Annotated in this window: 24 protein-coding genes; 14 read left to right on the top strand and 10 right to left on the bottom strand. The window is 38.4% G+C overall.

Features of this window, described 5'->3' with window-relative positions; all coding sequences use genetic code 11:
• The first annotated feature begins 181 nt into the window (after positions 1–181).
• Entirely contained in the window at positions 182–2,125 is a 1,944-nt protein-coding gene (gene nagB, locus COCH_RS10225) for a glucosamine-6-phosphate deaminase (RefSeq protein WP_015783007.1), read from the top strand.
• Between the two features lie 261 nt (positions 2,126–2,386).
• Here the strand turns inward: nagB and gltS are convergent, their stop codons facing one another.
• Complete coding sequence (gltS, locus tag COCH_RS10220; protein WP_015783006.1) at positions 2,387–3,625, bottom strand: sodium/glutamate symporter; 1,239 nt, start codon at positions 3,623–3,625, stop codon at positions 2,387–2,389.
• A 281-nt stretch (positions 3,626–3,906) separates the two neighbouring features.
• On the opposite strand from gltS, the gene COCH_RS10215 reads away from it, so the two are divergent.
• The 5 genes from COCH_RS10215 (at position 3,907) to COCH_RS10195 (ending at position 11,458) form a co-directional block, all read left to right on the top strand.
• Positions 3,907–4,869, top strand: coding sequence for a transketolase family protein (locus COCH_RS10215; RefSeq protein WP_015783005.1), 963 nt, complete (start codon positions 3,907–3,909; stop codon positions 4,867–4,869).
• A 55-nt stretch (positions 4,870–4,924) separates the two neighbouring features.
• Positions 4,925–5,779 carry a hypothetical protein gene (locus COCH_RS10210; protein ID WP_015783004.1) on the top strand — a complete coding sequence of 285 codons (855 nt, stop codon included), beginning with the start codon at positions 4,925–4,927 and terminating at the stop codon, positions 5,777–5,779.
• Between the two features lie 331 nt (positions 5,780–6,110).
• Positions 6,111–7,556: an SWIM zinc finger family protein gene (locus COCH_RS10205; RefSeq protein ID WP_015783003.1), complete on the top strand. Its 1,446-nt coding sequence runs from the start codon at positions 6,111–6,113 to the stop codon at positions 7,554–7,556.
• A 10-nt stretch (positions 7,557–7,566) separates the two neighbouring features.
• Positions 7,567–9,393 carry a HEAT repeat domain-containing protein gene (locus tag COCH_RS10200; RefSeq protein WP_015783002.1) on the top strand — a complete coding sequence of 609 codons (1,827 nt, stop codon included), beginning with the start codon at positions 7,567–7,569 and terminating at the stop codon, positions 9,391–9,393.
• Positions 9,394–9,964: 571 nt separating this feature from the next.
• Positions 9,965–11,458: a sulfatase gene (locus tag COCH_RS10195; RefSeq protein ID WP_015783001.1), complete on the top strand. Its 1,494-nt coding sequence runs from the start codon at positions 9,965–9,967 to the stop codon at positions 11,456–11,458.
• On the opposite strand, the gene COCH_RS10190 is transcribed toward COCH_RS10195, so the two are convergent.
• The 7 genes from COCH_RS10190 to tig all read right to left on the bottom strand — a co-directional run bounded on the left by COCH_RS10190 (position 11,455) and on the right by tig (position 18,576).
• Positions 11,455–13,083 carry an AMP-binding protein gene (locus COCH_RS10190; RefSeq protein WP_015783000.1) on the bottom strand — a complete coding sequence of 543 codons (1,629 nt, stop codon included), beginning with the start codon at positions 13,081–13,083 and terminating at the stop codon, positions 11,455–11,457. The two genes, COCH_RS10195 and COCH_RS10190, sit on opposite strands and share 4 nt — an antisense overlap.
• A 26-nt stretch (positions 13,084–13,109) precedes the next feature.
• The gene (trmD, locus tag COCH_RS10185) at positions 13,110–13,784 is read right to left on the bottom strand and encodes a tRNA (guanosine(37)-N1)-methyltransferase TrmD (protein WP_015782999.1); all 675 of its coding nucleotides are present in this window, start codon (positions 13,782–13,784) and stop codon (positions 13,110–13,112) included.
• A 4-nt stretch (positions 13,785–13,788) separates the two neighbouring features.
• Positions 13,789–14,427 carry a hypothetical protein gene (locus tag COCH_RS10180; RefSeq protein WP_015782998.1) on the bottom strand — a complete coding sequence of 213 codons (639 nt, stop codon included), beginning with the start codon at positions 14,425–14,427 and terminating at the stop codon, positions 13,789–13,791.
• A gap of 30 nt (positions 14,428–14,457) precedes the next feature.
• Positions 14,458–15,060 (bottom strand): thioredoxin family protein, encoded by a 603-nt coding sequence (locus COCH_RS10175; RefSeq protein WP_015782997.1) that lies wholly within the window; start codon positions 15,058–15,060, stop codon positions 14,458–14,460.
• Positions 15,061–15,123: 63 nt separating this feature from the next.
• Entirely contained in the window at positions 15,124–16,356 is a 1,233-nt protein-coding gene (gene clpX / locus COCH_RS10170) for an ATP-dependent Clp protease ATP-binding subunit ClpX (protein WP_002672217.1), read from the bottom strand.
• Entirely contained in the window at positions 16,356–17,015 is a 660-nt protein-coding gene (gene clpP / locus COCH_RS10165) for an ATP-dependent Clp endopeptidase proteolytic subunit ClpP (protein WP_009419923.1), read from the bottom strand. The genes clpX and clpP overlap by 1 nt, the downstream gene beginning before the upstream one ends.
• 232 nt (positions 17,016–17,247) lie before the next feature.
• Positions 17,248–18,576 carry a trigger factor gene (tig, locus tag COCH_RS10160; protein WP_009411074.1) on the bottom strand — a complete coding sequence of 443 codons (1,329 nt, stop codon included), beginning with the start codon at positions 18,574–18,576 and terminating at the stop codon, positions 17,248–17,250.
• A gap of 721 nt (positions 18,577–19,297) precedes the next feature.
• On the opposite strand from tig, the gene COCH_RS10155 reads away from it, so the two are divergent.
• The 6 genes from COCH_RS10155 to COCH_RS10130 all read left to right on the top strand — a co-directional run bounded on the left by COCH_RS10155 (position 19,298) and on the right by COCH_RS10130 (position 22,623).
• Complete coding sequence (locus COCH_RS10155) at positions 19,298–20,143, top strand: NADAR family protein (protein ID WP_174250641.1); 846 nt, start codon at positions 19,298–19,300, stop codon at positions 20,141–20,143.
• A 103-nt stretch (positions 20,144–20,246) separates the two neighbouring features.
• Entirely contained in the window at positions 20,247–20,861 is a 615-nt protein-coding gene (gene udk / locus COCH_RS10150) for a uridine kinase (RefSeq protein WP_002672209.1), read from the top strand.
• Entirely contained in the window at positions 20,861–21,169 is a 309-nt protein-coding gene (locus tag COCH_RS10145) for a septum formation initiator family protein (RefSeq protein ID WP_002672207.1), read from the top strand. Before udk ends, COCH_RS10145 begins: the two co-directional genes overlap by 1 nt.
• A gap of 31 nt (positions 21,170–21,200) precedes the next feature.
• On the top strand, positions 21,201–21,518 hold the full coding sequence (locus tag COCH_RS10140; RefSeq protein WP_002672205.1) for a DUF4298 domain-containing protein: 318 nt from the start codon (positions 21,201–21,203) through the stop codon (positions 21,516–21,518).
• A gap of 50 nt (positions 21,519–21,568) precedes the next feature.
• Entirely contained in the window at positions 21,569–21,985 is a 417-nt protein-coding gene (locus COCH_RS10135; protein ID WP_009419677.1) for a PaaI family thioesterase, read from the top strand.
• Between the two features lie 17 nt (positions 21,986–22,002).
• Positions 22,003–22,623 carry an L-threonylcarbamoyladenylate synthase gene (locus COCH_RS10130; protein ID WP_015782995.1) on the top strand — a complete coding sequence of 207 codons (621 nt, stop codon included), beginning with the start codon at positions 22,003–22,005 and terminating at the stop codon, positions 22,621–22,623.
• Between the two features lie 51 nt (positions 22,624–22,674).
• Here COCH_RS10130 and COCH_RS10125 read toward each other — a convergent pair whose 3' ends face one another.
• Both COCH_RS10125 and COCH_RS10120 read right to left on the bottom strand, forming a co-directional pair.
• The gene (locus COCH_RS10125; RefSeq protein ID WP_009419679.1) at positions 22,675–22,959 is read right to left on the bottom strand and encodes a winged helix-turn-helix domain-containing protein; all 285 of its coding nucleotides are present in this window, start codon (positions 22,957–22,959) and stop codon (positions 22,675–22,677) included.
• Positions 22,949–23,548 carry a hypothetical protein gene (locus tag COCH_RS10120; RefSeq protein WP_015782994.1) on the bottom strand — a complete coding sequence of 200 codons (600 nt, stop codon included), beginning with the start codon at positions 23,546–23,548 and terminating at the stop codon, positions 22,949–22,951. Before COCH_RS10120 ends, COCH_RS10125 begins: the two co-directional genes overlap by 11 nt.
• 272 nt (positions 23,549–23,820) lie before the next feature.
• Here COCH_RS10120 and ettA point away from each other — a divergent pair, with 272 nt between their 5' ends.
• Both ettA and COCH_RS10110 read left to right on the top strand, forming a co-directional pair.
• On the top strand, positions 23,821–25,512 hold the full coding sequence (gene ettA / locus COCH_RS10115; protein WP_015782993.1) for an energy-dependent translational throttle protein EttA: 1,692 nt from the start codon (positions 23,821–23,823) through the stop codon (positions 25,510–25,512).
• A gap of 86 nt (positions 25,513–25,598) precedes the next feature.
• The gene (locus tag COCH_RS10110; RefSeq protein ID WP_041546842.1) at positions 25,599–26,177 is read left to right on the top strand and encodes a flavin reductase family protein; all 579 of its coding nucleotides are present in this window, start codon (positions 25,599–25,601) and stop codon (positions 26,175–26,177) included.
• Positions 26,178–26,258 lie beyond the last annotated feature (81 nt).

The following is a 26,258-nucleotide window of genomic DNA, read 5'->3' as shown; positions in this document are numbered from 1 at the left end:
ATGGTGATTATTAGGTGTTTAATAATTTGATTTATGAACCAAATTATCTATGCTTTAAGTTCTTAGAATGCTCTATAAAAAGATACTATAAAGAAATGTTAAATTTATTTGTGTAATTTGTAAAAAAGAAATACTTTTGCAGGGTCAAAACTGAAATTATAATAATTATTCATTAACAAAAATGAGAACACATATCAGAAAAGAAGTTTCATCAATTGCTCATCAGCCTGCTGGCTCCGTTGAGGAAACTCGTTTCGAGAAAATCTACAACGTTGTTTTCTCGAACTCAGTAACCGCTTCAATTAGTGTCGCACACGAAATCGCCGACCTTATCAAAAAGAAACAAGCCGAAGGCAAAAAATGCATATTAGGCTTAGCCACTGGCTCCTCTCCAGTAAAAGTTTACGACGAACTCGTGCGTATGCACAAAGAAGAAGGTCTTAGCTTCAAAAACGTAATTACCTTCAACTTAGACGAGTATTATCCAATGGAAAAACAGGATATTCAAAGTTATTGGTACTTTATGCACGAGCACCTCTTCAACCATATTGATATTCCTAAGGAAAATATCAATATCCCTGATGGAACCGTATCTCACGACGAATTAGAAGCCTACTGCGCTAATTACGACAAAAAAATCGAAGAATGTGGCGGACTCGATTTCCAACTCCTCGGTATTGGTCGTACCGGTCACATCGGCTTCAACGAACCTGGTTCTAACCGCAATTCTGGTACCCGCATCATCACTCTCGACCACATCACCCGTTCCGATGCTGCCGAAACCTTCCACGGTATCGACAATGTGCCTCGTCAAGCCATTACAATGGGTATCCGCACCGTGTTAAAAGCTCACCGCATCGTATTGCTCGCTTGGGGTAGCAGCAAAGCCTCTATCGTAGCCAAAGCTGTAGAAGGCGATATCACTGCCGAAGTACCTTCAAGCTACCTCCAACTTCACGAAAACACCACTTTTGTATTAGACGAAGAAGCTTCTGCTGATCTTACTCGTATTAAAACTCCTTGGCTCGTTACCGATGTTCAATGGAATGAAGACCTCAAAGCTAAAGCTATCGTTTGGCTTTGCGAACACTTGGGTAAAACAATCCTCAAACTTACAGATTCCGATTACAACGAGTATGGTATGTCCAAACTCTTGGCTGAATCAGGTCCTGCTTACGATTTGAACATCGCTATGTTCAACCGCTTGCAACACACCATTACTGGCTGGCCAGGAGGTAAACCTAATGCCGATGATACCAACCGCCCTGAACGCGAACATCCTCACAAAAAACGCGTGATCATTTTCAGCCCTCACCCCGATGACGATGTAATTTCTATGGGAGGTACTTTCGACCGCTTAGTTTCTCAAGGTCACGAAGTACATATCGCTTACCAAACTTCCGGTAACTTTGCCGTATCCGACCACGAAGCGCTTAAATTCGCCGAAGTATTCAAAGATATAGCCAAAGAAAACAAAACCGAAGTAGCCGTAATCAACGAGATTATTAGCAACATCACCAACAAAAAATCTAACGAAATTGATAGCTTGCTTGTACGCCAACTCAAAGGTAACATCCGTCGCCACGAATCATTGGCTGCTACACGCTACGAAGGTGTACCCGATAACCAAGTACACTTCCTCAACTTGCCTTTCTACGAAACAGGAGGTGTGAAAAAGAACCCTATAGGTGAAGCCGATATCAAAATCATTATGGATTTGATTGAAGAAGTAAAACCTCACCAAATCTATGCTGCTGGTGACCTCGCCGACCCTCACGGTACTCACAAAGTATGTCTTGATGCTATCTTTGCTGCTTTGAAGAATTTGAAACACAAAGATTATATGAAAGACTGCTGGGTATGGTTGTACCGCGGTGCTTGGCACGAATGGGATATCCACGAAATCGAAATGGCAGTACCTATGAGCCCAGCACAAGTACTCAAAAAACGTCAAGCTATCTTCTTCCACCAATCTCAAAAAGATGGTGCTATGTTCCAAGGAGACGACTTGCGTGAATTCTGGCAACGCGCCGAAGCTCGTAACAGCGAAACCGCTCGTCGTTACCGCAATTTAGGCTTCGCCGACTATGCCGCTATCGAAGCTTTCAAACGTTACTTCTTCTAAGAATTTGATAGGTTTTTATTATAGAAGTAACTTTTCTATAAAGTTTTAAAAGATTGTTTATCAATCTAAAAAATAATGAGGTTATCTATTATTAGATAGCCTCATTTTATTTAGTGTTTTACCACGAATATTGTCCATTATGTTTTGATAGAATAAACCTTTTGGTTTTTCAGAATCTAATACTTTTTTTGTCTTTGTTCGTTTACCCTATAAACTTTCTATAAGCTAACCCTATTTTTACCATTAATTATCCGACTATTATCATTGCAACAAACTAATAAATGTAGTTAAAATAAAAGCATTGATGAAGTCGATAAAGAAAGCCCCTACCATTGGCACTATCAAGAAGGCTTTGTGTGAAGGTCCAAAACGCTCGGTTACCGACTGCATATTGGCGACTGCCGTAGGGGTGGCACCCATACCAAAACCACAGTGTCCTGCTGAGAGTACAGCAGCATCGTAGTTGCTACCCATCAGGCGAAAGGTAACAAAATAGGCATAAGAGCACATCACAAAGGTTTGCACTGCCAAAATAATGAGCATCGGGAGGGCTAAATCAAGCAATTGCCACAGTTTGAGGTTTAAGAGGGCAATGCCTAAAAACAAACTCAGAGAAGCGTTGCCAAACACATCGATAGCGCGGTCGAACATATTTACACTAAAGCCTCTGGTAAGCACATTGCGCAAGAGTACCCCAAAGAACAATGCCCATACAAACTGAGGAATAGTGAATCTTTCTGGGAAAAAGGCAGTTACTGTGGGTGATACCATTATAGCTGAAAACGATAGGCAAGCGGCAAATAGTGCCATAGTTTCTATCGCTGATTTAGAAGTGATGAGGCGTTGTTTAATTGCATTTTCAAAAACTTCTACTACGTTATCGGCTACGGTGTCAGTACTTTGTTTTTCAGTAATAGGCTTTTTTCCTATATTGTTCACTAACTTGCGTGCTATAGGACCACCAATAAGTCCGCCGAGTACCAATCCGAAGGTAGCCGAAGCCATTCCCAGGTCAGTAGCTCCCTTTATACCGTAGTCGGTTTCTAATATTTTACCCCAAGCACCTGCCGTTCCGTGTCCGCCAGTAAGTGTTATAGAGCCCGTGATGAGTCCCATAACAGGGTTTTGCCCCAAGGCACTTGCTAAGCCTACCCCCACAGAGTTCTGTACTACAATAAAGAGGGCGACCACCCCCAGGAAAATAATCAGCCCTCTACCACCAGCTTTTAGTCGAGAGAAATCGGCACTCAAACCTATGGACGAAAAGAAAAATAGCATAAAAGCATCTTGCAAGCTGGTATTGAACTCTAAGGAAATGCCTGTGGCAGTATACAGCAGATAGATAAATACTGCTGCTAACAATCCGCCCGCTACAGGTTCGGGTATATTGAAGTTTCTTAAAAATTTGATTTTATGCACTAATAGTCGCCCTACGAGCAACACTATTGTAGCGACAATCAGGGTGTAATAAGGGTCGATGATAATGGTTTTCATATCCATAATAAGCGAGATATAGATTTAATGAGGGGCTAAAAGTACAAAAGATTATTTTACTGAAGAAATAAATAAACAAAAAAAACTGTAAGTAATGAATGTTTACTATCTTTACTCTTAATTTAAAACGATAGCTTGTGATAGAACTAATTAGTTTTCTTCTTATGCTTATAGAGGCGTTTCTGCTTTTCATTTATTTTGTTTATGCAGAAATAGAAAGTTTTGTTAGGAAGAAAAGATAAAAAGTATTACTTTTGTCGCTCAAAAAGAATAACACTCATTTACCGATGAAAAAATATATTGATACAGGAAAAAAAGACACCCGAAGTGGTTTCGGGGCAGGACTTGCTGAGTTAGGAAGTAAGAACCCTAATGTAGTTGCTCTTTGTGCCGATTTGATTGGCTCATTGAAGATGGAAAAATTTATCGAGGAGAACCCTACGCGCTTCTTTCAAATAGGTATTGCTGAGGCAAATATGATGGGTATTGCTGCTGGTCTTGCTATTGGAGGTAAAATACCTTTTACAGGCACCTTTGCAGCTTTCTCTACAGGGCGTGTGTATGACCAAATACGCCAGTCGATAGCTTATTCAAATAAAAACGTAAAAATTTGTGCCTCTCACGCTGGGCTTACTCTCGGAGAAGATGGAGCTACCCATCAAATATTAGAAGATATTGGTTTGATGAAAATGCTTCCTAATATGGTAGTTATCAATCCCTGTGATTACAATCAAACAAAAGCTGCTACTCTTGCCATTGCTGATTATGTAGGTCCTGTTTACCTGCGTTTCGGTCGTCCTACGGTAGCAAACTTTACTCCTGAAGACCAAACCTTTGAAATAGGAAAAGGTATTTTGCTAAACGAAGGAAAGGACGTTACTATTATCGCTACAGGGCATTTGGTATGGGAAGCTCTTTTGGCTTGTGAGGAATTGGAGCAAAAAGGTATTTCAGCAGAAGTTATCGATATTCATACTATTAAACCGTTAGACGAAGAGCTTATTCTTACTTCAGTAAAGAAAACTAAAGCAGTAGTAACTTGTGAAGAGCATAATTACTATGGTGGATTAGGTGAGAGCATAGCCCGTGTGCTTACACAGCGTTATCCTGCTCCACAGGAATTTGTGGCTGTAAACGACACCTTTGGTGAAAGTGGAACTCCCGCTCAGCTAATGCAAAAGTACGGTTTAGACAAAGAAGGTATCTTGAAAGCTGTTGAGAAGGTACTCAAAAGAAAAACTACCCATTAAGGGAAGATAAAAAACTACTAATTTATTTGGTAAAATAAATAAAAGCAAATTGTTTATGATAGATTATTTACAAACCAAGAATCCTTATTTTAATACCTCTGGACTTACCTCATCAGAGGCTAACTACGTATGTGAGCGTATTAAAGAACGACTCAAACCCATTCAAGACCTTGTTAATACTATTGAAACTCATACTTCAAGTATTGATGGGGAACCTTTGGATAACTTTGAGAAGGTAGAAGATATCGGAGGTAAGCTCACTGAAATAGGGTCGCTATATGCAATCTCAGCTTATTTGCGTACGGCAATTAAGGAGAAGGAAGCCCGATTAGATGTGCTAGCAAAAAAGCTAACCAATATACAACTTGAAGCAGAAGCTGAAGTAAAACCAATTGACTATGAACACCTCAATCGGCTTAGAGAGGTTACCATAGAGGATTACCTCAAAACTTTATCACTTGAAGATGTAGTACGATATAAGGAAGCTGAGGCTAAAGCTGCTCACATCGGGAAGTATATTCATAATTTTGATGAGGTGCGCACAAATCTCACTAAGAAAGAACTTATTACCCTAAAGCAAGTAGGTGAGCAGGTATTTAAAATAAAGAATGTACCTCTGTACGACCTTGCTGAGCTACAAGAACTGCAAGAACAGCTATTAGCTCAGCATCGTGAGGTTGAAAGTGAAGTGAATTTTTATAAAACTCAGTTCCGTACGTTCCAGAATAACGCTCAATTACAATATGAACAAGAACTTCAAAGGTTGCAACAAGAACGTCAGGAAAAAGTAACTGCTCTGGTAGTAGAAAGAACAGCCAATTTGATGAAAATAAAGGAAACGGTTGCAGGTTTTAGAATCGTAGTGCCTAACAGTTATAAAAGTACTATTGAGTACCTTTTAAAGAAATAGGGTTTGGTGCGGTGTAAAATAGTTGACCTATAACAGATTTACATCATACCAATTTAGAAAGCTACAAAACGGATTTTTCATAAGATAGCAAACACACTCATTGATATTTCGCTCTATACCCAAACAGTTTTTAATAAGGGGAATGTGTGTTACCCCCGCTGATGTTTATCACATCATAATTAAAACTTTGCTATAGTCTTTGCCTTTGTGGGTATAGAGGTCTTGAACTTAAACATTGCCATCGACTGCGTTCCGTTTTGTAGCTTTCACTTTTATAAAAGGATAATAAGTTGTTTATGTTCCGATAAAACCATATAATTCACAATACAATATGATAGAAGTAACACAACAAAAGATTGAAGAACTCGCTCCTAATGCCGAAGCAGCTAAAAAAGGGCGAGATTTACAAAAGAAAGGAAAATTTACTAATCTAAAAATCAATGCTGAAAAGAACCTTATATGGGGTGAATGTGCAGGAAGTGGTAAAAATCCTTATTATTGCTCAGCTGACTATATAGATAGCCATACCCCAGTGTTTCGCTGCAATTGCCCTAGCCGTCAGTTTCCTTGCAAACACGCTATTGGTTTATTGTATTGCTTTGAGGCAGATAAGAGTCAATTTAGTGAAGGTGAGGTGCCAGAAGATATTACTGCTAAGCGTGAAAAGATAGAGAAAAGACAGGAAAAGAAAACTCAAGAAAAAGAGTCTATCAAAGAGAAAGCTGATAAACCTAAGAAGGTAAATAAAACGGCTTTTGTTAAGAAAGTAGACACTCAGCTTATAGGTATTGATACAGCTCAGAAACTTTTGCGCGATATAGTCAGTACAGGACTTTCTTCAATAGATGCAAAATTACGCGCCACCCTTAGAACTCAAATAAAAGAATTGGGCAACTACTATATAGGCGGTATACAAACGGCTTTCAATAACCTACTTTTGTCACTTGAAGAAGTAGAAGAGGAAGAATATACAGAGGTAGTAAATAACTTAAATTATCTTTCAGCTTTACTAAAAAAGGCCTCTGAATATCTAAAAGCCCGCAAAGAAGATCCAGAAGGATTGCCTGAACTATCCTCAGCTATTGAAGAGCAAATAGGCTATGTATGGAAGTTAGTAGAGCTAATGCAATATGGACTTTATGAGGAAAATGCAAGCCTTGTACAGCTTTCGTTTAATAGTTATGACAATGAAGCGCGCAAAGAATATGTAGATGAAGGATTATGGCTTAACCTAACCACAGGCAAGATATTCAAAACGATGAATTATCGTCCTTACAAGGCAGCAAAGTACATCAAGGAAGAGAACACTATGTTTGGTGTTTTACAACTGAAAGACTTATATATTTACCCTGGTGATACCAATCCTCGTATTCGTTGGGAAGCTGACAGTATAACGGAACGCCCTCTACAAAAAGCAGACCTTACTACCATTAAGCAATGGGCATCGACTCAGTTTGCTGATACTATCAAGAGTGTAAAGAACACTATAAAAAATCCACTGATGGACAAGCATCCGGTAGTACTTTTGGCACTGCATAAAGCTTATAGAGTAGGGGAGGATTTGGTTGTAGAAGATGCCAATGGTTTTGCTATCACCTTAAAAGATATAGGAGAAGGGGCTGTATCGCCAACGGGCAATCTGAAAGCTTTTTTGCCCTCCAACGCCGAAGGACTCACCCTCACAGCAATGATGCATAATGATGTAGCTAGTGGACTTTTGTCTGCTCAGCCAATGTCGCTTATTACCCCTGATAAAATTATCCGTTTATTATATTAGCATATTAGAAATGAAACCTTTATACGATTTACAACAAGAACTTAACCGCCTGTTTATAGCAGGGAGTAAGTTTGCTAAAAATGACCCTCGCTTGCAGAAGTACATTCCTATACTGAAGAAATTGGGAGAAAAGGCTCCGGTATTTAATAAATTAGCCCAAGAAGTAGAAGCATTGCTACAAGTTGAAAGCCAGCAATCTGCCGAAAAGCTATTAAATGTTTCCACTTTGCTCTATTCGGTGCTCTATACACAAGGCGTTACTATACAAGCAGAAGCTACCAAAGCCCTACAAGAACCCAATGTATCTATAGCCGATGTAAATACAACCTATTCGTATTTACAACTGAAACCTGTATTGCAAGCTCTTACCCAGAGTAACTCAGGACGTTTAGAAGTACTTAAAGACGCTTTTGAACGTGGTATATTTAAAGATTCTCGTACCTTTGGTTATTTGAGCTATGCCTTGGCTGATAAGTATACTGAACTCGCCGATTATGTACTCCAAACTATTATTCCCACTTGTGGTCAAGCAATGCTCCCTTTCCTGCTATCGGATTTTCGTTTAGAGGATAGGACTGAAAACATACGCCGTTTGCGATTATTGTACCAGCTAAAGTATACCGAGATGGATAGCCTAACGGATAAGATATTCAGTGAGAGTTTACCTAACCTACAAGCTGAAGCCATTAGCATAATAGCTGAGAAGAAAGATACGCAAACAGAAGACTTTATTATGAGCCTTACAGGTGACAAGAATAAGTTGGTACGGGAGGCTTCCTATAAGGCATTAGCAATATTGGGCACACAACGTAGCATCGATAAGTTACTTGCACTTTATGAGACTAATAAAGCAAAAGGAAATGCAAAAGCTTTGGCTGAAGCTATTTCTTTATTAGCAATACCTTCACATTATCAACCTTTTCTTAAAAAGGTATACGAGCAATTTAACATACTACTTTCAATAGAAAAAACAGATAACAATGCAGCAGTAACTAATGCTTTTGAACGTTTTGCTATTGATTTGGATATTTTGGAGAATAAGGATTGTAATGAAGTATATGAGTTCTTATCTGAATTACTACAATCTCAGAAATTCAACACTCTTCGCAGAAGTCTATTTAAGAACACTTATGACCCTATACCAATGAAAATAGTAGGTATTCTCAATAGCTTTGAAGCAGATAAGGTGGTGGCATTCTATGATAAGCATAAGCAATATCTCACTTTTAACAGTGGTTATAATGATTTGTGGATAAACTTTTTTTGGAGAGCTTTTAATAATGAAAATTTTAGTAAGGAACAACTATTTGAAACATTTAGCACTACACTTGGAAAATCAGTTGCAACAGGAAGTATGTTAGAAGCATTTAGTGGAACTAATGGCTATTATACTTATACAGTTCGTAAATGTTCAGAAGTGAGAGTAGATAGAATAGACCCTCGTTGGATACCTGTGTTTTATTCATTCCTCCGTAGTCTTAAAAAGCTCCATAACAATTATGCATTAAATACTTTTATTATACTCGATGCCTTAGAAAAAGATGGAAAATCATTAGATGAATGGCTTTTGAAAGCACTCTCAGAAACTTTTTCAGAAGACACCATATGGTTGTATCACCTTATTTTAAAACGAAACTTACCCAATAAGTATGAGCTTGTTTATCACTCATTAGAGAAAATGAAGGCTGGAAATGCTTATTATTTTCTGTATAACCTTTCTGACACAGATTTTTGGAAGCAGTTTCCTAAGGAATACGCACAGAAGTTCAGAATTTTGGCTGAGAAGAATAAGTTAAAGATATTTAAAGAAATAGCAGAAGAGATAGAGAGAGGATAACAAAAAGGGTGTGACGAAAGTATAAATGAATGGTTAATGATTAATGGTTAATGGTTAATGGTTAGTGATTAATGGTTAGTGATTAATGGTTAGTGATTAATGGTTAGTGATTAGTAGTGAATTAGGAAGATTTTTATACAAAGCTTATAGGATAGACGGTGCGAACCACATAGGCAGGTGCGATCCGCACAGGCAGATAAACAATTAACGAAGAAAATATCCTCTCCCCAGCCCTCTCCCAAGGAGAGGGAGTGTAGTAACGGAAAAGTGAGACGAACAAAAGACGAAGAAAAGACGAAGAAAAGACGAAGAAAAGACGAACAAAAGACGAACAAATGACGAACAAAAGACGAACAAAAGACGAACAAAAGACGAACAAAAGACGAACAAAAGACGAACAAAAGACGAACAAATGACGGTGCGAGCAGCACGGGCAGACGAACAAATGACGAACAAAAAATATATCTAAGATCAACTTAGACCCTATATAAGATGAAATTTAGTTATTATTTTAGTTACACATAATTTTGTTTAATTGAAAAGTTGTATTTTTGCTGAAACTTTAAATGAAATGAGAACACTCTTTTTACTTGCTTCAACACTCCTTTTTTTCACGGTTGAAGCACAACGCCCTAATATAGTAGTTTTTATAGTAGATGATATGGGATGGGAAGACACTTCTTTGCCTTTTTGGAGTGAACGTGTTCCTAATAACGATATTTATCACACGCCTAATATGGAGCTATTGGCTTCGCGAGGGGTGCAACTTACGCAAGGTTATGCGTCGTCAATTTGTTCGCCCAGCAGAGTGAGTTTGCTTACCGGTAGCAATGCGGCGCGCCACCGTGTTACTAACTGGACGTTGCACTACAATACCCCTACCGATGTAGAAGATACCGCGCTCACACCACCCGATTGGAATGTGAATGGTATTTCACCCATACCTAATGTACCTCACGCTTATTATGCTAAAACGCTTCCTCAGTTATTAAAAGAAGCTGGTTACTACACTATTTGCATAGGGAAAGCACACTTTGGGGCAACTCGAACCTTAGGGGCTAATCCGTTGAATTTAGGATTTGAGAAGAATATTGCAGGACACGCGGGAGGAGGACCTGCGAGCTATTCAGGGCTTACTAATTTTGGCAATCGTACCGATGGACAACCTTCGTCTGCTTTTGCTATTCCTGACCTCGAAAAATATTGGGGGAAAGATATTTCGGTTACCGAAGCACTTACGTTAGAAGCGCTTGAAACATTAGATAACCGACCTAAAGACCGTCCGTTTTTTCTCTACCTCTCACATTATGCAGTGCATATTCCTATTGAGGAAGATAAGCGTTTCAGTGCTAAATATCAGCATTTAAACCCTATTGAAGCCCGTTATGCCTCGATGATAGAAGCTATGGACAAAAGTTTAGGCGATGTGTTGGATTACCTCAAAGCACATCAGTTAGAAAATGATACTTTTATTTTGTTTCTATCGGACAACGGAGGGCTGAGTGCCGTAGGTCGTGGTGGAAAACCTAATACACATAACTATCCGCTACAAGCAGGTAAAGGCTCGGCTTATGAAGGAGGTGTGCGTATTCCTATGATAGCCTCTTGGCAAGGGCAACTACCCACAAATAAGCGCACGGAGCAACCTGTGATTATAGAGGATGTATTTCCGACGCTTTTGGAAGTGGCAAAGATAAAAGACTATAAAGTACCTCAAAAGGTAGATGGAAAAAGTTTTTTGGTGACCTTAAAAGGTAAAAGAGTAGGAGAGGAGCACCGTTGCTTTTATTGGCATTGTCCTAACAATTGGTATACAGTGGAAGGCTATGGTTATGGAGCTTCGAGTGCTATAAGGCAAGGCGATTGGAAATTAGTATATATGCACAAAACGGGTGAGAAACAGCTGTTCAATATTAAACAAGATATAAGCGAAGCTCATAACTTATTTGAACAGTACCCTCGTAAGGCAAAGCAACTCACAAAAAAATTGCGCCATTACCTCAAAGAAGTAAAGGCGCAGATGCCTATGAATAAAGAGACAGGGAAAATAGTTCCCTTACCTTAATCTTCGTCCTCTAAACCGAGTTCTCTGGCTGATATTTCACGCATTTCTACCTTGCGTATTTTACCCGAGATAGTCATCGGGAACTCTTCTACAAACTTCCAATAACGAGGCACTTTGTAATGAGCAATACGCCCTTTGCAGAAGTCGTGGAGTTCTTCTTCAGTGAGGGTAACCCCTTCTTTAGGTTTAATCCAAGCCATAACTTCTTCGCCGTATTTTTTGCTAGGGACACCAATTACTTGCGCGTCCATTACTCCTTTATAGGTATAGAGGAAGTCTTCTATTTCTTTAGGAGAGATATTCTCACCTCCGCGAATAATCAAATCTTTAATGCGACCTGAGATATGAATATAGCCATCCTCGTCCATCATAGCCAAATCGCCAGAGTGCATCCAGCGTTGTTCGTCTATCACCTGCTGTGTAGCCTGCGGACTGTTCCAATACTTCAACATTACTGAATAGCCACGAGTACATAGCTCACCGTTCTCACCTCGTTTGACGATGGCTTTGGTCTCAGGATTGATAATCTTAATCTCTAAGTGGTCGTGAATAGTTCCTACCGAGTAGATTTGTTTCTCGAAAGGTGCTCCTATTTTAGTTTGTGTAGAGACGGGCGAAGTTTCTGTCATACCGTAGCAAATGGTTATTTCGTGCATATTCATTTGCTCTTTTACACGTTTCATAATTTCAGGAGGACACAAAGCACCTGCCATTACTCCTGTACGCAAACTTGATAAATCATAAGGTTGTTTGTCTAATACATACAGTTCTGAGATGAACATCGTAGGCACACCATAAAGCGAAGTACATTTTTCTTTCTCTACAGCTTCGAGTGTTTTAGTAGCATCGAAACTATCATTAGGGATTACCATAGTAGCACCGTGTGTTGTGCAGGCGATATTGCCGATTACCATTCCGAAACAGTGGTAAAAAGGTACAGGAATACACACTCTATCTTTTTCAGTATAATTCATTCGGATACCTATAAAATAACCGTTATTGAGGATATTGTGGTGAGAAAGTGTAACACCTTTGGGGTTGCCCGTAGTTCCTGAAGTATATTGTATATTTACTGGGTCATCAAACTGCACTCTCTCTTCAAAAGAAAGTAGTTTCTCGTCAGTGACTTTTTCACCGTGTGCTAAGAAATGTTGCCAGCTCTCTCCCCAATACACTTCTTTACGCAAAGTTTCAGTGAACTCACGCGCATCGTCTATCATCTTTTTATAATTACTACTTTTAAACTGAGGGGCAGCAAAGATGTATGATATCCCTGATTGATTGATTACATAAATCAACTCACTGGTGCGGTAAGCAGGATTGATATTCACCATTATCGCTCCTATTTTGGCGGTAGCATACTGCAAGAGCGTCCACTCATAGCAATTAGGCGACCAAATACCTACCCTATCGCCTTGTTTCACACCTAAGGCGATAAGCCCTTTGGCTACAGCCGTTACTTGTGCATAAAACTCGGCGTAAGTAACTCGGTAGTCCTGGTGTACAGATATAAGCGCTTCCTTATTAGGGTATTTTTCCACTGTTTTACGAAGGTTTTGGTCGATAGTCTCCCCTATAAGAGAGATATTGGAAGCTCCGTAGGTGTAAGCTAAGTTTTTATTCATAAGGATTATTTTAAGTTATTCTTTTGTTATTTCAGTAAGTCAGGTCGTTTGGCTTTGGTATGCTCATAAGCCATATTTTCCCGCCATTGTTCTATTTTAGGGGTATTGCCACTGGTAAGAATTTCGGGTACTTCCCAACCCTTGTAGTTAGCAGGACGTGTATAGACTGGTGGAGCCAACAAATTGTCTTGAAACGAATCGGTAAGGGCTGAGGTTTCATCGGAGAGGACACCAGGGATAAGGCGAATAATTGCATCGCAGAGTACAGCAGCTCCTAATTCCCCACCTGAAAGCACATAGTCACCTATGGATATTTCTTTAGTGATAAAGTGGTCGCGTACGCGTTGGTCTACCCCTTTAAAGTGTCCACACAAGATGATAAGATTCTTAGCCAACGACAGTTGGTTAACCATCTTTTGTTGCAGTGTATCGCCATCAGGGGTGAGGAATATCACCTCATCATAATCTCTTTCAGCTTTGAGTGCTGAAATACACTTATCGATAGGCTCTATCATTAGCACCATACCTGCCCCCCCCCCAAACTGATAGTCATCTACTTGTCGGTAGGTATTATTGGCATAGTCGTGCAAGTTGTGGAAATGTACTTCTACTAATTGTTTATCAATCGCACGCTTTATAATGGAGTAGCCAAAAGGACTCTCCATTAGTTCAGGAACAACCGATATAATATCAATACGCATCAGTCTAACGATGTTTGTTTATTTCGTCTTGCAACTGGCGACGCACTTTCTGTTCGCGTTCAATAGCTGCTTTGCGATAGCTCTCGTATTCCTCTTGTAATTCTGATAATTGATGAAGAGACTTTCTTGTAACAATATTTCCGTTAGAGTATTTGTAAATATACAGCACTAATAGAACTCCTAAAGCAATAATAATTCCCCACATAATGGTATTGTATAAGCCTTTGGATAGTAAAGCTCCAAACAGATTCATACTATCTTTCTCATTGCGGGTCTGGTCTAAGGTAGTTTGCAAAGAGGCAATATTATCATTTAGTGTCTTAATAGTTTCTTCGTGAGTTTTTACTGTTTCCTTTTCAGCCGCGAGGCGTGATTTTATATTATTCACACTGTCTGCCATACTGCGTTGAAAGCTGGCAAGCTTAACTTTGTCAAACATTTTGTAGTTTTGCCAAGACCCTGCTCTGTCTATCATACGTTGGAATTGTTCGGGTAGGCTGGTAGGCTTTGGTTCTTCAGGTTGTACTTCCACAGTAGTTGAAGCAGTTTTCTGCGAATTAAATGAAGTTGTTGTCGCATCTTGTGCTTTAATTGATACAGCAGAAAAGGCACTAAGTGCCATCATTATTATTAGTTTTTTCATATAACTTATATTTTAAATTAATAATTGAGGTTACAATGTTTTCATTATCTTCATAAAATCGTCTACAATGGTGGCTCCTTTGTCCTGGTTGTACCATTTTTGTAGTTCTTCTTTGAATTCAGGGGTGAGTTTACCATTCTTAGCCTTCTCTTCTTCTACCATTTTAGTAGCTACTGACGGACGAGAGCCCCAATGTGCTAACACCTTATCTTCTAAGTCTAAAAACACTACTACAGGAATGGCTTTGCCTCCATTGGTAAGAAAAAGATTCATCAGCTCTTCATTCTCATCTCTAAAAACAAGTTTCATAGTGATTTTAGGGTTGAGGGTCGCTATTTTATGTACTACGGGTACAATTTGAGCCGCATCAGCACACCAACTTTCGATAATCACTAATAAACAAACACTCTTAGGGTAGTTTACAAAGAATTGAGCCTTATCTTCAGGTATTTCTATGGTTTTATCTAAGCGTTTGTAGCGTTTTTGGTTTAAAGCAGTGTAATATATGCGTTCTTCGGTTTGTTCTTCTCCGCTCGATTTTCCTTCTGTTGCATACTTGTCTATCAGGTTGCGATAGGTCTCGTAAGAAACAGCTTTTAGGAGGCTATTGCGAATGATTTGCGTTGTATCCATATTCAATTAATTAACAATTAAAAGGTAAGGCACGAGCTACAAGCTCGCACCTGCTTTTGTAATTTAAGAAGCTATTTGCAAAGCTGATTTGTTGAGTTTTTCCTCAGCGTATTCTTTGGTTATTGTCAGTTCTTTTACGCCTGAATTAGGAAGCTCAAACATCGCATCAGTGAGTATATTCTCGCATAGCGAACGCAAACCACGTGCGCCGAGTTTATACTCTAAGGCTTTCTCAACGATAAAGTCGAGCGCTTCTTCTGTTATATCAAATTTAATGCCATCCATCTCAAAGAGTTTTTTATACTGTTTGATGATAGCATTCTTAGGTTCGGTAAGAATCATACGCAAAGTGTGTTTATCTAATGGATTCATATAGGTAAGCACCGGCAAGCGACCTATAATCTCGGGTATCAAACCGAAGTCTTTTAGGTCTTTGGGTATGATGTATTGTACCAAGTTTTTCCTATCTACTTGTGTATTTTTAGACGAATTGTAACCCACTGCTTGCATATTCAGGCGTTTAGAAATAACACGCTCAATGCCGTCGAAAGCTCCTCCGGCAATAAACAAGATGTGTTCGGTGTTTACTTCTATATACTTCTGATCGGGGTGCTTGCGTCCGCCCTTGGGAGGTACGTTCACCACAGAGCCTTCGAGGAGTTTTAGCAGTGCTTGCTGTACCCCTTCGCCCGATACGTCACGAGTGATAGAGGGATTGTCGCTCTTGCGAGCAATCTTGTCGATTTCGTCTATGAACACGATGCCTCTTTCAGCTTTTTCCACATCGTAGTCAGCAGCTTGTAACAGGCGTGAGAGAATACTCTCCACATCTTCACCTACATAGCCAGCCTCAGTCAGTACTGTAGCGTCTACAATGGCAATAGGCACATTTAGCATCTTAGCAATTGTGCGTGCTACTAAGGTTTTACCTGTACCCGTTTCACCTACCATTATCACGTTACTCTTTTGTATTTCCACTTCATCGTCGGCATCGGGTTGTTGCAAACGCTTGTAGTGATTGTATACTGCCACCGAGAGTATTTTTTTAGTAAAGTCCTGACCTATTACATACTGGTCGAGGAATTTTTTAATCTCTTGTGGGGTTTTCAGGGTCATATCACCCGATACTACAGGCTTCCCTTTTTGAGCTTTAGTACCGAATGCCTCTTCTATAATGATATTAGCTTGTTCAACGCAATAGTTGCATATATTACCAGCCATACCGCGAATTAGCATCTCGGTTTCGGGTTCTGCACGACCGCAGAATGAACAATATTCTACTTCTTTTTTAGCCATTATTTTCTTTCTAACACTTCGTCTATCATACCATACTCTTTAGCTTCGCGTGCTATCATCCAGTAGTCGCGTTCTGAGTCTTTATACACTTTAGCAAAAGGTTGCTTAGAGTGTTTGGCAATGATTTCGTAGAGTTCGTTTTTGAGTTTCAACATTTCTTTTAGATTTATTTCCATATCGCTGGCTACCCCTTGTGCACCTCCCGAAGGTTGGTGAATCATCACACGAGAGTGTGGTAAAGCTGAACGTTTGCCCTCAGTTCCAGCACATAGCAATACGGCAGCCATCGAAGCAGCAATACCGGTGCAGATAGTAGCCACATCAGGTTTTATAAACTGCATCGTATCGTAAATACCTAAGCCGGCATACACGCTACCTCCTGGCGAATTGATATAGATTTGAATATCTTTAGCGCTATCTACACTTTCCAAGAAAAGCAATTGCGCAGTAACAATATTCGCTACTTGGTCATTTACATCGGTGCCCAAGAAGATGATTCTATCCATCATCAAGCGCGAAAATACGTCCATTTGGGCTACATTCAGCTGGCGTTCCTCCATAATGTAAGGGGTCATACTGCCGATAATCTTATCGTAGTAAAGGCTATTTACACCGTGCTGTTTAGTAGCATATTTTCTAAATTCGTCTGATAAATTCACTTTTTTAATGATTAATTGTTAATAACTAAAGGTTATCTTTTTAGGAAGTATGGTTAGATAATGATTAACAGACTTCTACAAAATATCAAACTTTGTCTAAGTGTAGCTGTTTTTACCTTTGATCTCTTACCTTTTACCTAAAAAGGGTAGTCCAAAATTGCCAAAGTAAGATACAGAAATGGTATTTATCATTAGCAATTTTGGACTGGTTTTTTATGTTTTTTGTGAAGTTCTATTCAGGGAAAGCTAACTTTACAAATTCATCGAAAGTAACTTTCTTTACATCAGTATTTACATTTTCTTTGTAAAACTCAATGAGTTTCTTAAATACCAATTGTTGCTGAATGCGTTGTACTTCTTCGCGGTTTTGTAATACACGGTCTACAATGCCGTCTACATAACTATCGTCATCGGTAGGCATACCGTATTGAGATAACTGTGCTTTGATATAAGTGCGCGCAAAGTCTTTTAACTCTTCAAATTTAGGGTGCAAGTTATTATCTTCCATTACCTTGCCTTCGATAAGCTGATAACGCAATCCTTTTTCTGAATGCTCGTATTCTTTTTCCGCTTCTTGCTCAGTAAGTTCTTTTTCACCAGCGGTGCGCAACCATTTTTTAAGGAAAGCAACAGGGAGGTCAAACTGAGTATTGTCTACCAAATAATCGGTAACGGTGTTTAAGAAATGCTGGTCGGCTTGCTCATTGTATTGTTGTTGAGCACCTTCTCTTATCTTGTTGCGTAATTGCTCTTCGGTGGTAACAGAACCATCAGGGAAGAGTTTATTAAACAATTCTTGGTTTAAAGCAGCTTTTTCGCGTTCATTCACTTCTTCCAGCGTAAAAGTAACTTCTACATCTAAGTGATGAGCTTCGTCGTGCGATACTTTTAAGTAGTGCATTAAGCTGTGTGCATCTTTGAACAACCCTTTGGTTTGCAACTGAAATTGGTCACCTATCTTTTTGCCTACAAACTCTTTGCGAACAGCATTGCTGAGTTCTTCTAAGGTGAAAGTAGCTTGTGAGTCAATACCTTTTTCCTCGTTAAAGAAAGTACCAGTCACTTCAAGACTGTCATCATCTATAACTTCGCCTTTGGCAACGAGTTTACCAAATTGTTTCTGAATGCGTTCTATTTGTTTGTCGATTTGGTCATCTGTAACGGTAATTTCGTAGCGAACGATTCCTTTTTTAGGTTGCAAGTTTACTTCGATAGCAGGAGCTAAGCCTATTTCAAACTCAAAAGTAAAGTCATCGGCATCTAAGTCGATGTCTTTTTTCTCTTTGGGGAGTGGGTTACCTAAAATATTGAGTTTTTCATCGCCTATGTATTTGTATAACGAGTCTTGTAACACTCGGTTTATTTCGTCAAACTTCACAGCTTTGCCATACTGTCTTTTAATCATACCAGCAGGTACGTGACCCTTTCTAAATCCAGGAATAGAAGCAGTTTTTCTGTAATCGTTTAGTACTTTCTCTACTTTATCGGCGTAGTCGTTTTTTTCAATAGCTATCTTAATGACAGCATTCAAAGCATCTACTTGCTCTCTGTTTATATTCATTTTTTAAAAAATATTAATCCAAATTTTTCAGTTTGCAAAAGTAGTACATTTTTTTTATATAGCAAAACTTTATGCTAATTCTTATATTTTAAAAGCATCAATTTTACTTTTTCTTCATCCTAAATTTTTAATCATTCTCATCTCACAATGTTTTTTGTGTCGCTACATTCCTCAGAGAGGAAGTTTGCAACAGCTCAGTATGTGAATAGGGAGAGGTTTCTTTTTCCTTATCTTCATTCATTGTTCGTCATTCGTTCATCTGCCCGTGTGGCTCGCACCGTCATTTGTTCGTCATTCGTTCATCTGCCCGTGCGGCTCGCACCGTCATTTGTTCGTCTTTTGTTCGTCTTTTGTTCGTCTTTTGTTCGTCTTTTGTTCGTTAATTGTTTATCTACTCTTGTAGCTCGCACCGTCTTTTGTTTTCCTTAGGCTTGATTCAGTTTCGCTCTATCTTCAAATAAGTTTTGTCTTTCAGACTGATAGTCTTTACCAATTTTTTTTAAGGCTTGTCCCCCTTCGGGGGTTCGGGGGCTTCTCACTAGTCTTTTCATTATCTGCTCTTGTGGCTCGCACCGTCTTTTTATTACCTGCCCATCGTGCTATGATTGCCTATCGTGCTACAACTGCCCGTACGACTCGCACTGTGGTATTAACAGCGCATTTGCTAATTATCTAATTATTTACTATCTTTGTCCCATTGTTAATGATTAATTATTCAATTATGGATTATATGACTCCGCAGTGGATTAAATATCCTGAACTTTCTGAATTTACGATGGGCTGGCGTATGGGCTATGGCGAAGAGTACCGTTACCATTTTTGGGATTGGTACGACACGCTTACATCCAAACAGCAACAAGAGTATCAAAAGCTTTTTCCTTATCCTGTTTTTTGGCATCACAACAATTGGAAAATGATTAATAATGACGGTAAATTATCTCAAGATATTGTTGATAATGAAGAGGATTATTACTTTGGAAGTATTTCCTTTTGGCAACCTAAGGGAATGTGTAAATATTCCAAAGAAACCTTTCTTAACTCTCCTAAAAAACTCAAGTTTCTCTTCTTTTGGAAACCTAATGCCGATACCATAGATGAATCCTGTTTTTCACAATGGCAACTTTCGCCTTTTAATGTAAATGCCGATGAATATTCGTGTACTGAACAGTATATGATGGCTGAAAAAGCTCGTTTGTTTGACGATGAAGAAGTAGAAAAGGAAATAATGAACACTACCGATCCTAAGCTGATAAAATCTTTAGGTAGAAAGGTGCGCAATTTCGACCCTGCCGTATGGGATAAGGTGAAATACAGTATTGTACTTAATGGCAATTACTATAAATTTACCCAAAACCAAGCAATGATGGATTTTCTTTTATCTACGGGTGATAAGATATTAGTAGAAGCCAGTCCGTTAGACACCATTTGGGGTATTGGTTTAGGTAAAGATAACGAAAAAGCGTTCAACATCGCTTCGTGGCGTGGTAAGAATCTCTTGGGGTTTGCCCTAATGGAAGTACGAGATGAACTGCGCAAACTTTATAAGAATGCACACTTGTTGCTGTAGTATGTAAAGACCAATCACTAAAAGAACTTCTCATTGACGATTTTTAAGTTTTACTTTGTCAATTGAGTAGTATTTTATACTTTTGCCCCAAAATACATCAAAGATGCTTATCATAGGAATTACAGGAGGAACAGGTTGTGGTAAAACAACTGTTGTCAATCAAATTATTAAAGAACTCTCAGGCGAGGAAGTTACCGTTATTTCACAAGATTCTTACTATAAAGATTTGAGTTATCTTAGCTTTTCTGACCGCACCAAAATCAATTTCGACCATCCCAACTCTATCGATTTTGATTTGCTTAAAGAACATTTATTAGCATTAAGAGAAGGAAAAGATATTCAAAGTCCTACTTATTCATTCGTAGAACACAACCGTACTAACGAAACCATTTTAGTTAAACCTACCAAAGTAGTAATTGTAGAAGGTATTCTTATCTTTGCACACCCCGATATCCGTGAGCTTTTTGATATTAAAATATTTGTACACGCCGATTCTGATGAACGACTTATACGTCGTATCAAACGCGATACAACCGAGAGAGGTCGTGATGTGAATGAAGTACTCAATCGCTATCAAACCACCTTAAAACCTATGCATTTAGAGTTTATTGAACCTGCTAAAGAATTCGCCGATATCATTATTCCTAATAATAAGCGCAATAAAGTAGCTATTGATATCATTAAAACAATAGTGCATAACCGTATATTTCAAAAATAATGAAAAAGTTACTTGAATATCTATCTTTATTGAAGGGCTATAAACTATATCTTGCCATATTATTCTTTTTTATAATATGGATGACTTTCTTTGATGCTAATTCTATATTAACTCACCACGAACTCAATAAAGAAAGAGAAAAACTCAATAAGCAAAAACAGTTCCTTAAAAGGGAGATTGAAAAAGATAAAAAAGAACTTCAATCTCTTTACACCGAAGAAGGTAAAGAGAAGTTAGGGCGTGAAATATACTATCTCAAACACGACGACGAAGAAGTGTTTATCATCGAATACGATAGCATTAATTAAAACAATAAACTAACTTTTTTTTGAATTAACTATGAACAAACGATATGAGAATATTAGCAAGATGAACGACATTCTTGCTAAATTAGAAAATACTCTTACCAAAGCTCAAGAAGTATTGGAAGAATGGAAAGCAATTCAACCGGAGTATGACCAGTTGGTAGCTTATTACGATAGTAAACAGTGGCGCCAAGACTATTTTGATAGCAACGATGGTAAAATACCTGACGAAGTACCGCAATGGGTACTCACACAAGATGCTATTTTTGATGCTATTGGCACTCAGTTTTATTTAGCTGATGAATATCGCACTTTATTGGATAAAATTAAAGCAAAAGAAATGAATCCTTAGGAAATCACCGCTTATACTTTTGTAAACTCTTAAAGTTTTTACCAAATCATATGAATAAAGAAACCTTGCAACAACTGTGGGAAACACTACCGCCTAATAATTTAATGCGTGATTGGCAAATGGAAATTGCTGAAATTACTGAAAGTACTATTACTCTTAGTATGCCAGTTACCGAACGCGTTACTCAGATAGACGGGGTTCTTCACGGAGGGGCTACACTTGCGCTGGCAGAAACGGCAGGGAGTTTAGGAGCTTATTTGCTCTATCGAGAAGAAGGAGAGCAGATACGAGGTATAGAACTAAGTGCTAATCACGTGCGAGCAGGTAGGGTAGGGGATACACTCTATGCTAAGGCAATATGTGTGAATGCAGGTAGAACGCTCCAGTTATGGGAAATAAAAGTGACAAATCAAGACGAAAAGCTTATCTCTTACTGCAAATTTACCACTATACGAATTAATTACTAACTGTTAATCATTGAAAAATGGCTGAGTTTATAAAACTATATAATGAAAATCCCAATGAAAAAGATATAAATAGGGTAGTAGAAGTCCTTCGCCGTGGAGGATTGATTATTTATCCTACCGACACAGTTTACGGATTGGGCTGTGATATTACTAACACTAAAGCTCTTGAAAAGATTGCTCGTATCAAAGGGGTAAAGCTCGAAAAAGCAAACTTCTCTTTTGTGTGTTCTGATTTAAAGAACCTATCAGATTACGTAAAACAAATAGATACAAGTACTTTTAAGTTGTTGAAACGTACGTTACCTGGTCCTTATACTTTCATTATGCAAGGTAATAATAATTTACCTAAAGATTTTAAGAAGAAAAAAACAGTGGGTATTCGTGTCCCCGATAATTTAATAGCTCGTACAATTGTAGAGAAATTAGGGAACCCTATTGTATCTACCTCTATTTATGATGAAGATGATGTGATAGAATATACCACCGATCCAGAACTTATTTTCGAGAAATGGCAAAACAAAGTAGATTTGGTGATTGACGGCGGTTATGGCGATAATGTAGCTTCCACAGTTATAGACCTTTCAGGAGATGCTCCGAAAGTATTACGTGAAGGCAAAGGAGACATATCAATTATTTGATATTAGCCGTTAGTGGTTAGAAACTAACGACTAACGGCTAACGGCTAACGGCTAACGGCTAATATAGCTTTTTAGTGCCTCTACATATCGCTCAAAAGCTAAAAGACCTTCTTTGGTGAGCTGAACTTCGGTATTGGGGTAGTTATCTTTAAAAGATTTTTTGACAGTGATATAACCAGCAGTCTCTAACTTCTGGATTTGCACAGAAATATTACCAGAGGTAGCTTTGGTTATTTCCTTAATACGGGCAAAATCAGCCTTTTCTTCTGAAACCAATAGAGAGACGATAGCCAAACGAAGCTGTGAGTGCAAAATAGGGTCTAAATCAGCGAACATTACTTCTCTTTTTATATTTGTTATGAAATTGAATACCAGGCACTAAGAACAATAAGGCTGCTAATACTACGCATAGTAAAGGCAAATAGATTTCATAACTAAAAGGCACAAATATACCTGCATAAATTAACAACAAAGCTACTAACGATGTTGCTATCCAGAGTTTCATTTTCATTTGTAATGCCATTGCTAAAGCTACAAAAGCAAAAGGCAGATAAATGACCAAAATAGCTATTTGAAATTTTCCAAAAGGGCTCAAAGGTACTAAAAAAGCAAAAATTGCATTAATGCCTGCAACTGCCCATATCCAATCTAACCAATCGGTGTAGTTTTTCTGTCTAGCAACTTTCTTTTCTTTGTATTTGATAATGAAGTTCACCACAAAGCCAAGAGGCATTAATATCAACCATACAAATCCTGATTGTTTGGGATAATAGTTGGTGATAAGCATCGCAAACTGCAGTACGCCTGCAAGCATAATAAGCACACTCCAAAAGATAAGGAAGAAACCGTTCTCTTCGTACTTTTGTTTTCGTTGATTGATGACAGACTGAATGATTTTCAAGCTGTCGGATACTTGTAAGTCCATAATGTTAAAATGTTTAATGTTATAAATTCGCTGCAAATATAAGTTAGTTTATAATATAAACTAAATTTTTAGCAATTATTTTTATAGAATAAGGTATGTTTTTTTTATATAAACTTGTAATTCAATTAATTATAAAAGTTTAATTTTACAGTTTACAAGTGCGTGCGAGCCAAAATTTGTTTACTTGGTATTGTTTTTATATTTTTGCACTTGTAATAATGAGAATCTTTAATGATTTCATTTACTATTCATTTTTTATTTTTCACTAAACTATGGCAGACGATAAGAAAATCATTTTCTCGATGAATAAGGTAAGCAAAACCTATTCATCTACTAATAAACAGGTACTCAAAGATATTTACCTAAGTTTCTTCTATGGAGCCAAAATCGGTATTTTAGGGCTTAATGGCTCTGGTAAATCCTCTCTGCTAAAAATTATTGCAGGAATAGATAAAAACTATCAAGGAGAAGTAGTATTTGCTCCTAATTATACCGTAGGCTATCTCGAACAAGAGCCTCATCTTGATGATGATAAAACTGTTATTGAAGTAGTACGCGAAGGAGTAGCCGAAACAGTAAAACTCTTAGAGGAATTCAATCATATCAACGATCTTTTTGGGCTCGAGGAAAACTATTCTGACCCCGATAAGATGCAAAAGCTGATGGATAAGCAAGCCGAGTTACAAGACAAGATAGATGCCTTGAATGCTTGGGAACTCGACAATCAGTTAGAAGTAGCGATGGAAGCCCTCCGTACCCCTGAACCCAATACGCCTATCAAAGTGCTTTCGGGAGGAGAACGCCGTAGGGTAGCACTCTGCCGTCTGCTCTTGCAACAACCCGATGTTTTGTTACTCGACGAGCCAACTAACCACCTCGATGCAGAATCGGTATTGTGGTTAGAACAGCATTTACAACAGTATGCAGGTACAGTTATAGCCGTTACCCACGACCGTTATTTTTTAGACAATGTAGCGGGCTGGATATTAGAACTCGATCGTGGAGAAGGTATTCCTTGGAAGGGCAATTACTCTTCTTGGCTCGACCAAAAAGCTAAACGTTTGGCTCAAGAACAGAAAACTGAAAACAAACGTCAAAAAGTATTGGAGCGTGAGCTCGAATGGGTACGTCAAGGAGCTAAAGGACGTCAAGCCAAACAAAAAGCACGTTTGCAGAATTATGACCGTCTGCTCAATGAAGACCAAAAACAATTAGAAGAAAAGTTGGAAATATATATTCCCAACGGACCTCGTTTAGGAACTAATGTAATAGAAGCACGTCACGTAGCCAAAGCTTTTGGTGATAAACTACTCTATGATGATTTAAACTTTGTGCTTCCTCAAGCAGGAATAGTAGGAGTGATAGGTCCTAATGGAGCAGGTAAATCTACTATCTTCCGTATGATAATGGGTGAAGAACAGCCCGATAGTGGTGAGTTTCTGGTAGGTGACACGGTGAAGATAGCTTATGTAGACCAAACTCACAAACAAATAGACCCCGAGAAGTCTATATGGGAGAACTTTTCTGGTGGGCAAGACCTCATTATGATGGGGGGTAGACAAGTGAACTCTCGTGCTTATCTCAGTAGATTTAACTTTGGTGGTAGCGAACAAAATAAAAAAGTAGCCACTCTTTCAGGAGGAGAACGCAACCGTTTACACTTGGCAATGACTCTTAAAGAAGAGGGTAACGTATTACTGTTAGACGAGCCTACCAACGATTTAGACGTAAATACTCTTCGCGCCTTAGAAGAAGGTTTAGAGAACTTTGCAGGTTGTGCAGTAGTGATTTCACACGACCGTTGGTTTTTAGACCGTATTTGTACTCATATTTTAGCTTTTGAAGGTGACTCACAAGTGTATTTCTTTGAAGGTAGCTTTTCAGAGTATGAAGAGAATAAGAAAAAACGACTTGGCAAAGAAGTAACACCTACTCGTATTAAGTATAAGAAATTAGTACGGTAAGAATAATAAATATGAAAACTTTTTGATAAATATTTATTGTTTTTCCAATTAGATTTTGTACTTTTGTGCCAAAATAAAAAAATAGTATGAAGTCTTTTTTACCAACTATGTTTTATTACGGGTTTCCTGTAGTACTTCTTACTACTACCGATAAAGATGGAAACGCCGATGTAACGCCTATTTCAAGCACCTTTACTTTAGGTGTGAATGCTGTGATAGCGCTTGTAAAACTAAACAAGGCTTATCATAATGTGATGGAAGTGCCCGAGGTAGTTTTTAACCTCCCTACGGCAGCTATGTGGGAAAAAGTAGAGGCAATTGCCCCTTATACCGCTCAAAACCCTGTGCCCCCTCAAAAAATGGGTAAATACACTTATACTGACGACAAGTTTAGTATTGGAGGATTTACTCAATTACCTTCAGAAAAAGTACGCCCTCCGCGTATTGCCGAATGTCCTATTCAGGCAGAAGCTAAAGTGAAAAACGTGAATGACCGCGATGCTTATGTACTTGTAGAATTGGAATTTGTGCAAGTACACGCTGAAGACCATTTGGTAATGGAAGGTAATAAAATCAATCCACTAGAGTGGGAACCACTTATCTATAATTTTAAACATTATTACGGATTGGGAGAACACAAAGGTTTGAATTTCAGTATTAAGTAATGGCTTATCTAAGATAAGAAAAAAGAAAGCTTTGCTAAAAACTCTTACAAGGTTTAGCAAAGCTTTTTTTATATTTTTTGT

Source organism: Capnocytophaga ochracea DSM 7271, from assembly GCF_000023285.1.
GTDB classification, from domain to species: Bacteria; Bacteroidota; Bacteroidia; order Flavobacteriales; family Flavobacteriaceae; genus Capnocytophaga; species Capnocytophaga ochracea.
The sequence above is the reverse complement of the archived record's forward strand: the minus strand, read 5'-3'. Positions and strand labels throughout refer to the sequence as shown.